This is a genomic window from Eisenbergiella tayi (genome assembly GCF_001881565.1).
Classification (GTDB): domain Bacteria; phylum Bacillota; class Clostridia; order Lachnospirales; family Lachnospiraceae; genus Eisenbergiella; species Eisenbergiella tayi.
Map to the genome: position 1 here is coordinate 1 of NZ_MPDJ01000016.1, position 12,229 is coordinate 12,229.

A 12,229-nucleotide genomic window follows, 5' to 3' on the forward strand; every position below is an offset into this window, starting at 1 on the left:
ACATCTATCAGAGATAAAGAACCCCCTTTTCAATCTGTCCACTTTGGAGGGGACATCCCTTCTTCATAGTGTCCATTTTCAAGGAACCCTTCTTCTTAATGTGTCCACATCTATGGGTACATTATAGACTATCCCTTTTTCTATTCCTTTTTCCATTCCCTCTTCCAATCCTCTTTCGATACCTCTTTTAATTCCGTCCTCTACCAGCATTTCTCCTAATTTCGTCATTGCTATCATCTCCTTTACTCTGTTTAATTCCGTTTCATTCAAAAATTTATCTGCCAGTGTATACAAAACGGCCTGCATTTTTTCCAGTTCCATTTCGGTTATTAGTTCTCTGGAATTTTGAAGTATATTCAGGCTTTTTATAATCCGCTCCTCGATTCTAAGGCGGCCTGACATCAGCGGTGTGAGCAGCAGGGAAACAAGATCTGCCTTTGAGGGTTTCAGCCCCTGTTCTGCATTCTCTTTCAGGCGTTTGAAAAGCTGGTCCGAGTTCTTCCCCTTAAGACGTACCACCTTTACCTGGTAAACATTAATTCCTTCTTTAAGGATTGTTCTCGGATGCTTTACCTTGGAGGAACAGATTACATAGGTGATCACTTCCACATGATGTATCCGGCTGGTAGCTGCCTCATATTCTCGGAATCGTTTCAGATCTTCCTTGGTAATGGAATCGCTTTCAAATTCCAGATGGATCCAGGAATCATCCTTCCGTACATAGTTAAAATCCTGATACATTTGCCGCGCTTCCAGTATTACAGTCTCCGTAGGAGCGATGTAGTCGGCCACACCCTGAATTCCAAGCAGGGGCATCAGCTCTTCACCGAAGTATTGAGCCGCTGTTTTCAGCGCCAAATCTTCATGATGAATGGAGTTTTTAGTTGCCGGATTCTTTTCTTCCAGCATTTTGTTAATCTTTTTCGTGCGTTTTCTCACACAGCCTCCTGTTCCGTAAGCCATGTGCAAAATCCTGTCTTTCATATAATTATAACTGAAAAATCCGACACCGGACAACCGCATCTTACATTTTAAAACGATTAAAACGATTATATTCTAAGGTTCTTTTATGTTTTGATTCATAGAATTGTCTTCTGAAAACTTGCATTGAATAATTGTCCGATTCGGACAGAAAGATTGAAATATTATACGAAAAGAAATGCTGATTGATACAACTGTAATATGGCAGGCAGGAGCTTACACATAGTCCCGGCGGCCGGTGCCTTTTTATTATATCAGCTATTGGGAAGAGTGTAAATGTTATAAGGCCAGGTCTTATGAAAATCCTGGCCTGTATTCTGCTGTTTAAATCTGTTTCTTCCTATATTTAGAGGGAGACTCCCCAAAGTGTTTTTTAAACAGTTTGCTGAAGTGGTATGCGTCGTCATACCCCACGCACAAGGCAATGTCCTGAATACTGGCATCCTTTTGTTTGTCCAGCAGAAGCTTTGCTTTTTCCATTCTCACCTTTATGAGGTGGTTGATAGGGGTGTCACCGGTTTCGCTTTTAAATATTTTGGATATGTAAAAGGGGCTCAGGTACATGTTGCGGGCTATCTGATCAAGGGATATTTTTTCGTTGTAGTGGCAATCCAGGTAGTCGATGATTTGTTCCACGACGTATTTTTTGTTGGTGGATTCAAATTCGTAGCCGTCCTCTATGCTTACGGGTGCAGCGACCTGCTCGCGGTAAAGGAGGAGGATCATCTGGGTGACGTAGGCTTTGAGCATGAAGTAGCGCCCGGGCTGGCAGCTGGTGCTCTCTGTTTTGATGAGGGAGCAGAGGCGGGATAGGGTGACAAAGGTCTTTTCACCGGGGCGGATGAGGCATTCGTGGCCGGGGAAGAGGATCTGGTTGCGTTCCATGTCCCGTATGTGGATGTCGGTAAAGGCTACGTAGGATTCTTCCAGGGGGGCATCCGGATTTATGTAGGTGCAGTGGTGCTGGATGCCCGGGTTGATGAGGAGTACATCGCCTTTTTTGACGGGATACCATTTTCCGTCCAGCATAAAGTGGCCCTCCCCGGAGAGTATCAGGGCGATTTCTATGAAGTCGTGGCTATGGGGGAGTTCGGGTTCCTTTCGGGACAGCTGGCAGGTGAAAAGGAACGTGGGGTTGAGGTCGTTGTAGGTGATGTCGTATTGTATTTCGCACATGATGTTGGTCATCTCCCTGGGGGTGGTGGATTGGGTTGGTGGTGAGTTAAGGGCGTAAGGGCATAAGGGCATAAGGGATTTATGGCGGTAGTCCGCAGACCCGGAAGCCTGGGGGCTTCCGGGCTTGGGGCAGTCGCCCCAAGCCTCGTGAAGAGGAAAATCAGCCTGGGAAGCAGCCGGCGGTGGGGCGTGCCGGTTGTTTCCCATTCTGGTTTTCATCTTCACGAGGTTGCTGCTCGTTGGTAACAACATTATAATCCATTCCCTCCAAAAAAAATATCCCTTTGGGAGTAAAAGTTGAATTTTTTATTAATTCGGGGTGGTTGATGTTGCATATCGGTAAAAAGTTTAGTACACTGTAGGTTGAAATATTACCGGCTTGATTTTGTGGGTTTTTTGCCGAGTGGACGGGCGTATGGAGCCTTCGGCAGGGGATCGGGATCAGGTCCAAGAGGATGAAGGAGGAGAACCAATGGCACAGGTTGGTATTGTAATGGGAAGTGATTCGGATATGCCTGTAATGGCAAAGGCGGCTGATATTCTGGAGGAGCTGGGGATTTCTTATGAGATGAAGATTATTTCCGCACACAGGGAACCGGATGTGTTTTTTGAATATGCAAAGAGCGCTGAAGAAAAAGGGTTCAAGGTAATTATAGCGGGTGCGGGTATGGCTGCGCATCTTCCGGGTATGTGTGCTGCAATTTTCCCTATGCCGGTTATTGGTATTCCTATGCATACGACTTCTCTCGGCGGAAGGGATTCTCTTTATTCCATCGTTCAGATGCCCAGCGGAATTCCGGTGGCTACGGTGGCGATTAACGGAGGAGCAAATGCAGGTCTTCTTGCAGCAAAGATTCTTGCTACATCGGATGCCGTGCTTCTTGAGAAATTGAAAAATTATTCCCAGGGCCTTAAGGAAAGCGTTCAGAAGAAGGATGCACACCTTCAGGAAGTGGGCTATAAGAATTACAGCAAATAAGCAGATAAAAACAATGCGGGAACCCGGATGGCGATACCTGACGGGCTTCGTATAAACGGAGGACATGATGGATTATAAGAACGCTGGTGTAGATATTGAAGCAGGGTATAAATCGGTAGAACTTATGAAAAAATATGTGAAGGAAACCATGCGCCCTGAGGTACTGGGCGGTCTTGGCGGATTTTCAGGGGCTTTTTCCCTGGAAAGCTTCCAGGGGATGGAAAAGCCTACTCTGGTTTCCGGAACTGACGGCGTGGGAACGAAGCTGAAGCTTGCGTTTCTGCTTGATAAGCATGATACGGTGGGAATCGACTGTGTGGCTATGTGTGTGAATGATATTGCCTGCGCAGGCGGGGAACCGCTGTTTTTCCTGGACTACATTGCATGCGGAAAGAACTATCCTGAGAAAATTGCCACTATCGTAAAAGGTGTGGCAGATGGCTGTAAGCAGGCGGGTGCTGCCCTGATTGGCGGCGAGACTGCGGAAATGCCCGGCTTTTATCCGGAAGATGAATATGATCTGGCCGGTTTCGCCGTGGGCATCGTTGATGAGAAGAAGCTGATTACCGGAGAAAATCTGAAGCCGGGAGATGTGCTTATCGGAATGGCAAGCTCCGGAGTTCACAGCAATGGTTTTTCACTGGTAAGAAAAGTTTTTGAAATGACTAAGGAATCCCTGGGTACCTATTATGAGGAGCTGGGGAAAACGTTGGGAGAGGCGTTGATCGCCCCTACCAAAATCTATGTGAAAGCATTGAAGGCAGTAAAGGATGCAGGAGTTGCCATTAAGGCCTGCAGCCATATCACCGGCGGCGGATTTTATGAAAATATTCCCCGTATGCTTCCTGAAGGCGTGCGCGCTTTCGTAAAGAAGGACAGCTATGAAGTTCCTGCCATTTTCAGGCTTCTTGCCAGCAAGGGTAATATTGATGAGCAGATGATGTATAATACATATAATATGGGAATCGGTATGATTCTGGCGGTGGATCCCGCACAGGCGGAAAGCGCTGTGGCGGCCATTCGTGAAGCAGGAGAAATTCCTTATATCATCGGTGAAGTGAAGGCCGGGGAAAAGGGAGTTGAATTATGCTGAGAATTCTGGTTTGTGTATCCGGCGGAGGAACCAATCTGCAGGCTGTTATGGATGCTATCAGAGACGGCAGAATAACCAATACGGAGATAGTGGGAGTCATCAGCAATAATAAAAACGCCTACGCGTTAACCAGGGCCGGGCAGAGCGGTATTGATGCCGTCTGCCTTTCACCCAGGGATTTTCCGGACAGGGCGGCGTTCAATCAGGCATTTCTTGATAAGGTGGACTCCTATAGTCCGGATCTGATTGTGCTGGCCGGTTTTCTGGTGACCATACCGGCTGCCATGATAGAAAATTACAGGAACCGTATCATCAATATCCATCCTTCCTTAATCCCTTCCTTCTGCGGCGTAGGGTTTTATGGGCTTAAGGTTCATGAAGCGGCGCTGGCCCGGGGTGTTAAGGTGACAGGAGCCACTGTGCATTTTGTGGACGAAGGGACAGACACAGGGCCGATTCTTCTGCAGAAAAGTGTGGAGGTGCAGGAGGATGATACGCCGGAAAGCCTTCAGCTGCGTGTGATGGAAGAAGCGGAGTGGCAGATCCTTCCCAGGGCTATTGATTTGATTGCCAACGGGAAAGTAAGCGTAACAGACGGAAAGGTGAGATACAAATGAAAATTCTGATTGTAGGCGGAGGCGGCCGCGAGCATGCGATTGCTGTGGCCGTGGCTGAAAGCCCGAAAGCAGATAAAATATATTGTGCTCCGGGGAACGCAGGGATTGCCGAGGTGGCGGAATGTGTGCCCATTGGAGTGGATGAGTTTGATAAAATTGCTTCTTTTGCCAAAGAAAAAGAAGTGGATCTGGTCATTGTGGGACCGGACGATCCTCTGGCGGCAGGACTTGTAGATGTGCTGGAGGAAGCGGGGCTGCGCGTATTCGGCCCCCGGAAGAATGCTGCCATTCTGGAAGGCAGCAAGGCTTTTTCCAAGGATTTAATGAAAAAATATAACATCCCCACGGCAGCCTATGAAACATTTGATGATGCCAAAAAGGCGGAGGCTTATCTGGAAACAGCGGATTATCCTGTTGTTCTCAAAGCGGACGGCCTGGCTTTAGGCAAAGGCGTCCTCATCTGCAATACGAAGGAAGAGGCGCTTGAGGGTGTAAAAAGCATTATGCTGGACAAACAGTTCGGTGCTGCCGGAAACCGTATGGTGGTGGAAGAATTTATGACCGGAAGGGAAGTGTCCGTGCTTTCGTTTGTAGACGGAAAAACCATCCGGATTATGACCTCCGCCCAGGATCACAAGCGTGCCTGTGACGGAGACAAAGGATTGAATACCGGCGGAATGGGAACTTTTTCCCCATCCCCTTTTTATACGAAAGAAGTGGATGATTTCTGTAAACAATATATTTATCAGCCCACAGTGGATGCCATGGCAAAAGAAGGAAGAGAATTCAAGGGAATTATTTTCTTCGGCCTGATGCTGACACAGAAAGGTCCCAAAGTTCTGGAATATAATGCCAGATTTGGAGATCCGGAGGCGCAGGTGGTGCTTCCCCGCATGAAAAATGATATTGTGGATGTGATGGAAGCGTGCATAGACGGCACGCTGGATAAAATAGATCTGCAGTTTGAAGATAATGCTGCGGTATGTGTGGTACTCGCTTCCCGGGGGTATCCTGTGAAGTATGAAAAAGGCCTGAAAATCAGCGGACTTGAAAAATTCAAAGATGCCGACGGGTATTATTGCTTCCATGCCGGAACCAAATTCGACAGTCAGGGAAATATCGTGACGAACGGCGGCAGGGTGCTTGGAATTACCGCTACGGGAGACGATCTGAAAGCGGCTAGGGCCAATGCCTATAAAGCGGCCGGCTGGGTAGACTTTGCCAATAAGTATATGCGTACGGATATCGGTAAAGCTATAGATGAGGCGTAAACCACAAAAGGTAAAGGGGTCAGGAACATGAACAGGATAAAAAAAATAAGTACAGGATTTTTGCTTCGGTTAACAGCTGTTATGGCAGCGATTATTTTCTGCGCTGCTCTACCGGGGCAGACCGCTCTGACAGGCCATGCGGCGAATACGCTGGGGAGCCAGGGAAGTCAGGGCAGCAGCAGTAATGAGGGAAATGGAGATGCAGGGGGAGCTGACGGAGCGGAAGTGAATATAGATGATGAGGAAGTAAACAACATCATCAACGAAAACTCTGAGGAAGGCATAAACGGATCCACGGCATCGAAAATCAAGATTATTGCGGCCAGTGCACGTGTTCGTTCTGAAGCCTCAACCAGCTCCAGCGTGGTAGGCAGTCTTTCCTCAGGTGATATCATGGATGTTACCGGGGAGACGACAGGAAGTGACGGGAAAGTCTGGTATCAGATCACAGGGGAAAAGGATGGAAAAGCGATTAATGGTTATGTCCGTGAAGATACACTGGAGGTAACGGAGACCGCCCAGCCTGAGGCTCCGGCTGAAACTCCTGAGGAAACACCCTCCGAAGCTCCTTCGGACACCGCTCCTTCCACCAATGATTATGATGTGAGCTATGCGGACGACGGGACAGGAAATAATGACTGGTACTTGAACGACAATGTGAAAGGCACCAGGTATAAAATTTCCGATCTTCTCGGTGCGGCCCAGACGAATGAAAATAATATCGATACCATGGAAAAACAGACAGGCAGTCTCCGGCTTATCATTATTATTCTTGCCGTTATTATTGGTCTCCTGGTTATTGTGGTAACCGTCATGATCTTCAAGCTGAAAGCGGCATATGAGGACGGCTATGACGAATATGGCGACGATGACGATGAAGAAGATGATGAAGACATGGATGATGAGGACGACGACGATGAGGATATGGACGACGACGAGGATGACGACGACTATGTCCCCAGAAGAAGCAGGGGCGGGAGAGGAAGCAGAAATAAAAAGAAACCGGCCCGCAGAAGCAGATATTACGAAGAGGATGATGAGGACGAAGACGACGAGGATATGGACGAAGACGAGGATGAGGATGATATGTATTCCAGGGAAGTGTCCTATGATGAGCCGCCCAGAAAAAGCTCCCGTTCCTCAGGAAAAAGCAGGAAATCCCAGAATTATAAGCCCCGCGATTTCCTTGATGTAGATGAGGATGACGATCTGGATTTTGAATTTCTGGATTTGAAATAAGAAAAACCTGGCTGACTGATAACAGCCGCAGATAAAAGATAAAGCCGCTGGGATGGACTGCAGCGGCTTTTTCCCATAATCTTTATATGGAATAGACTGGAACAGAGAAGAACGGCATGCGCCGGCGTCCGATGAAAACGGTTGACAGGATGTGCTCACTGTTATACTATAAATATAACAAAAGAAACACAGAAAGAAGAGCGATGCGTATTGGATATGTATATAGAGATTGATTTCAGCAGTGATGAGGCATTGTATATTCAGCTGAGGAACCAGATCATTCTGGGAATCGCTACCAACCGTTTTCATGAGGGGGATGTACTTCCCAGTGTGAGACAGCTTGCCGACACCATTGGTATTAATATGCATACGGTGAATAAGGCATATACCGTGCTGAAACAGGAAGGCTATGTGAAGGTAGACAGAAGAAAAGGCGCGGTAATCGCTGTTGACGAGGGAAAGAAGCAGGCTATGCTGGATGTCCGGGATGAACTCAGGGTCCTGCTGGCGAAGGCGAGCTGCAAGAATATTTCCCGGGAAGAAGTGCATGCTTTAATTGACGAAATTTATGAAGAATATGGAGGACTGGAATAATGCAGTCACAGTATACGGATAAGGCCAGAACGGCCCTTATACTGGCTGAGAAGGCCGCCAGGAAGCTGAAACAGAATTATGTGGGAACTGAGCATATTCTTTTGGGGCTCCTGGAGGAGGGCACCGGTGTGGCAGCCAGAGTGTTGATAGAGAATGGTGCCAATGAATTGGAAATCCGTGAAATGATTGAAGATTTGATCGCGCCGGTATCAGAAACACCGGTTAAAGAACGGGATGGTTATTCCCCCCGGGCTATGACTATTCTTGAGGAAAGCCACAGACAGGCAGCAAGATTCCGCAGCGCACTTACCGGAACGGAGCACATCCTTCTTTCCCTTTTAAAGGAAGGGGAGAATGTGGCCGTCAGATTGCTGAATACCTGCGGCCTGCAGCCTCAGAAGCTGTATATGGATACTCTGGCGGCCATGGGACAGGAGCCCGGGCTGTATAAAGAGGATCTGATGAAAAAGCAGAAGAAAAAAGGGGGAGCGCCCACTCTGGAGCAGTACAGCCGCGATATGACGGCCCTGGCCAGGGACGGCAAGCTGGATCCGGTTATTGGCAGGGAAGAGGAAATCAGCCGTGTCATCCAGATATTAAGCCGGAGGACGAAGAATAACCCTTGTCTGGTTGGGGAGCCCGGAGTCGGTAAGACCGCCATTGTGGAAGGGCTGGCTGCCAGAATCGTAGCGGGCGAGGTTCCCGACACGGTAAAGAATAAAAGGGTTCTGATGCTGGATTTATCCGGAATGATAGCCGGAAGCAAGTACCGCGGTGAATTTGAAGAGCGCATTAAAAAAGTGATCCGGGAAGTGACCGATGACGGCAATATCCTTCTGTTCCTGGATGAGCTTCATACGCTCATCGGTGCGGGCGGTGCGGAAGGCGCGATTGATGCCTCCAATATCCTGAAGCCTTCTCTGGCAAGAGGGGAAATACAGCTGATCGGGGCCACCACCATCACCGAGTACCGGAAATATATCGAAAAGGATGCCGCACTGGAACGCAGGTTTCAGCCGGTGAATGTAGAGGAGCCTACGGAAGAAGAGGCTGTCCGTATTCTTGAGGGCGTGACGCCCAGATACGAAGAGCACCATAAGGTAAAAATCCTTCCGGAAGCAATAGAAGCTGCTGTAAGGCTGTCAAGCCGTTATATAAATGACCGGAGGCTGCCGGATAAAGCCATTGATTTGATTGATGAAGCGGCGTCTGCCGTGCGGCTGCAGCATATGGAGCCGCCGGAGGATATCCGGAAGCTGAATGAACAGGTGAAGGAACTGGATCTGAAGATAGAAGGAGCTATCCGGATAGAAGCTTTTGCCCAGGCTGGTGAGTGGAAGCGGGAACAGGATGCACTGCTTAAGAAGCTGAACCAGAGGAAGATGCGGCTGGAAAAGAAGAACGCAGCCCAAAAGGAAGTGGTTACGGAAAATGACATCGCAGGCGTGGTTGCGATGTGGACCAAAATTCCCGTGAGCAAGCTGGAGGAAAAAGAAAGTGAGCGCCTTCTGAAGCTGGAAGGAATCCTGCATAAGAGGGTTATCGGCCAGGAAGAGGCTGTGAGCGCCGTAGCCCGGGCCATGCGCAGGGGCAGGGTCGGCCTTCAGGATCCCAGGCGGCCTATCGGCTCTTTCCTCTTTCTGGGGCCTACAGGTGTCGGGAAGACTGAGCTGAGCAAGGCTCTTGCGGAGGCGATGTTTGGTTCTGAGAATGCTCTGATACGTATCGATATGTCGGAGTATATGGAAGGCCATTCCGTTTCCAAGCTGATTGGATCCCCTCCGGGGTATGTGGGCTTTGACGACGGCGGCCAGCTTTCCGAGAAAGTGCGCAGGAATCCTTATTCTGTCGTGCTGTTTGACGAAGTGGAGAAGGCTCATCCGGATGTGTTCAATATCCTGCTGCAGGTGTTGGACGACGGCCATATAACGGATTCCAAGGGCAGGAAGGTGAGCTTCAAAAATACGGTGCTCATCATGACCTCCAATGCCGGTGCACAGCGCATCATAGATCCCAAGAATCTCGGCTTTTCCGCCCATACGGATGAAAAGAAGGACTATGAAAAAATGAAGGCCGGTGTTATGGAAGAGGTTAAGCGCCTGTTCAAACCGGAATTCATAAACCGGATTGATGAAATCATGGTGTTCCATCCTTTGACCAAGGAAAACATGAAACAGATCATCACGCTCCTGTCCAGAGATTTAACGGATCGGTGCAGCAAGCAGCTGAATATTCATCTGACCATTACGCCTGCCGCAAAGAATTTTATTGTGGAGAAGCATTCTGACTTAAAAATGGGGGCCCGCCCTTTGAAGAGAGCGATTCAGAATATGATTGAGGACGCTTTGGCAGAAGAAATCCTTGCAAGACGCATTCAGCCGGGAGATAATGTAACCGTAGGCTGCAAGGAAGGAAAAATTACGTTCCAGGTAAAAAAATAGAGGAATACCGTCGGTGACGGAGGATAAAGCAAAAGGACGAACCATATTTAAGGAGGACAAAAGAAATGGCAGTAGTAGAAGAGTTAATCCGTGCAGAGGCAGACGGCAGCATCAGTTTTGGAAACCACACCCTTGCGGAGAAAGCGAAGCTGGAGGACTTTTCCCACGAAGGAGATCTGTATAAGGTGAAAACCTATCAGACGATGACGAAGCTGGAGAAAAACGGTATGTTCGTTTATGAATCCGTACCGGGAACCAGTGTGCTGAACTTTCTGGAGAGCGAGGACGGTGTAAGCTTTGTGGTAGAGGGACAGGAGGATGCCCAGCTGACCATCGGACTTCAGGATGATACGGAATATGACGTACGGATTAACGAAGAGGATGCCGGAAGAATGTGCACAAATCTGGGAGGAAAGCTGAGTCTTTCAGTGGAACTTGCAGGAGCGGGAGAAGTGAAGGTAGACATCCATAAATAGGCACTGCTAAACGGAAAAAAGTACAGGAGGACAGGGGTGCGGTATCAGCCGCACCCCTTTTTGAGAAATGGCAAAAGCAAAATCAGGAACCATATTCTATTGCCAGGAATGCGGTTATGAATCAGCGAAATGGATGGGACAGTGCCCCGGCTGCCATACATGGAACAGCTTTGTGGAGGAACCGGTCAGAAAGTCTTCCGGAAAAGGCGGAGTCGCGGAACGCTCCCAGGGACTTTCCTCCCTGGGGAAGCGTCCTTCCATCCTGTCGGAAATTTCCATGGACAAGGAAGAGCGCATTCTTACGGGAATCGGAGAACTGGATCGGGTGCTGGGTGGCGGAGTGGTGCCCGGTTCTCTGGTGCTTGTGGGAGGAGATCCGGGTATCGGTAAATCCACCCTTCTGCTGCAGATGTGCAGGCTTCTTGCGGAATCGGGGAAAAAGGTTCTCTATATTTCCGGGGAGGAATCCCTGCAGCAGATCAAAATGAGGGCCCAGCGTATCGGAGAGTTCCGCGATACCCTGCAGCTCTTATGCGAAACCAATCTGGGGGAAATCGAAGGGGCGATTACCCGGGAAAAGCCGGAGATCGTAATTATTGACTCCATACAGACTATGTACCAGGAGGAGGTTTCCGCGGCTCCGGGCAGCGTTTCCCAGGTGAGGGAATCCACAGGAGTTTTTCTGAAGCTGGCGAAGGGCTATGGGATATCCATATTTATTGTGGGACATGTTACCAAGGAGGGTACGGTTGCCGGCCCCAGGGTATTGGAACATATGGTGGACACGGTTTTGTATTTTGAAGGGGACAGACATGCCTCCTACCGTATTCTGCGGGGAGTGAAAAACCGGTTTGGCTCGACCAACGAAATCGGGGTCTTCGAGATGCGCCAGGAAGGCCTTTGTGAGGTGAAAAATCCCTCTGAGTTCATGCTTAACGGGAAACCGGAAGGGGCCAGCGGCTCCGTGGTTTCCTGCTCCATGGAAGGGACAAGGCCGATACTGGTGGAGATCCAGGCGCTGGTCTGCCAGAGCAATTTCGGGTTTCCGAGAAGACAGGCGGCAGGAACTGATTTTAACAGGGTCAATCTTTTAATGGCGGTCCTGGAGAAGCGTCTGGGGCTGCAGATATCGGGCTGCGACGCCTATGTAAATATTGCCGGAGGAATGAAAGTACAGGAACCAGCCATAGATTTGGGCATTGTCATGGCGGTAATTTCCAGCTTTAAGAACCGGCCTATCGAAGAGCATATGATCGCCTTCGGGGAAGTGGGGTTAAGCGGTGAAGTAAGGGCTGTAAGCCAGGCGGCCATCCGTGTGTCCGAGGCGAAGAAGCTGGGGTTTGAAACCTGTGTCCTTCCCAA

The 12,229-nt window shown here is 49.1% G+C and carries 11 protein-coding genes; 9 read left to right on the forward strand and 2 right to left on the reverse strand.

What is annotated here, in order from left to right; all coding sequences use genetic code 11:
- Window positions 1-78: 78 nt before the first annotated feature.
- Together BLA28_RS31575 and BLA28_RS31580 are read right to left on the reverse strand one after the other, a co-directional pair.
- Complete coding sequence (locus tag BLA28_RS31575; RefSeq protein ID WP_330388772.1) at window positions 79-939, reverse strand: RpnC/YadD family protein; 861 nt, start codon at window positions 937-939, stop codon at window positions 79-81.
- Between the two features lie 366 nt (window positions 940-1,305).
- Window positions 1,306-2,409, reverse strand: a complete 1,104-nt coding sequence (locus BLA28_RS31580; RefSeq protein WP_242880577.1) for an AraC family transcriptional regulator — start codon at window positions 2,407-2,409, stop codon at window positions 1,306-1,308.
- 220 nt (window positions 2,410-2,629) lie between these two features.
- Here BLA28_RS31580 and purE point away from each other — a divergent pair, with 220 nt between their 5' ends.
- The 9 genes from purE to radA form a co-directional block, all read left to right on the forward strand.
- Window positions 2,630-3,136, forward strand: a complete 507-nt coding sequence (gene purE, locus BLA28_RS31585) for a 5-(carboxyamino)imidazole ribonucleotide mutase (protein ID WP_044972031.1) — start codon at window positions 2,630-2,632, stop codon at window positions 3,134-3,136.
- Between the two features lie 64 nt (window positions 3,137-3,200).
- Window positions 3,201-4,229: a phosphoribosylformylglycinamidine cyclo-ligase gene (gene purM / locus BLA28_RS31590; RefSeq protein ID WP_176726812.1), complete on the forward strand. Its 1,029-nt coding sequence runs from the start codon at window positions 3,201-3,203 to the stop codon at window positions 4,227-4,229.
- Window positions 4,223-4,846 carry a phosphoribosylglycinamide formyltransferase gene (gene purN, locus BLA28_RS31595; RefSeq protein ID WP_069156790.1) on the forward strand — a complete coding sequence of 208 codons (624 nt, stop codon included), beginning with the start codon at window positions 4,223-4,225 and terminating at the stop codon, window positions 4,844-4,846. Before purM ends, purN begins: the two co-directional genes overlap by 7 nt.
- The gene (purD, locus tag BLA28_RS31600) at window positions 4,843-6,117 is read left to right on the forward strand and encodes a phosphoribosylamine--glycine ligase (protein WP_069156789.1); all 1,275 of its coding nucleotides are present in this window, start codon (window positions 4,843-4,845) and stop codon (window positions 6,115-6,117) included. Before purN ends, purD begins: the two co-directional genes overlap by 4 nt.
- Window positions 6,118-6,144: 27 nt before the next feature.
- Complete coding sequence (locus tag BLA28_RS34020) at window positions 6,145-7,356, forward strand: SH3 domain-containing protein (RefSeq protein WP_069156788.1); 1,212 nt, start codon at window positions 6,145-6,147, stop codon at window positions 7,354-7,356.
- Between the two features lie 216 nt (window positions 7,357-7,572).
- Window positions 7,573-7,950 (forward strand): GntR family transcriptional regulator, encoded by a 378-nt coding sequence (locus tag BLA28_RS31610; RefSeq protein ID WP_009253879.1) that lies wholly within the window; start codon window positions 7,573-7,575, stop codon window positions 7,948-7,950.
- Window positions 7,950-10,391 (forward strand): ATP-dependent Clp protease ATP-binding subunit, encoded by a 2,442-nt coding sequence (locus tag BLA28_RS31615; RefSeq protein WP_009253878.1) that lies wholly within the window; start codon window positions 7,950-7,952, stop codon window positions 10,389-10,391. The genes BLA28_RS31610 and BLA28_RS31615 overlap by 1 nt, the downstream gene beginning before the upstream one ends.
- A gap of 65 nt (window positions 10,392-10,456) precedes the next feature.
- Window positions 10,457-10,867, forward strand: a complete 411-nt coding sequence (locus BLA28_RS31620; protein WP_009253877.1) for a hypothetical protein — start codon at window positions 10,457-10,459, stop codon at window positions 10,865-10,867.
- 67 nt (window positions 10,868-10,934) lie between these two features.
- Window positions 10,935-12,229 (forward strand): DNA repair protein RadA (radA, locus tag BLA28_RS31625; RefSeq protein WP_330393312.1); only part of this gene is annotated, 1,295 nt, incomplete at its 3' end.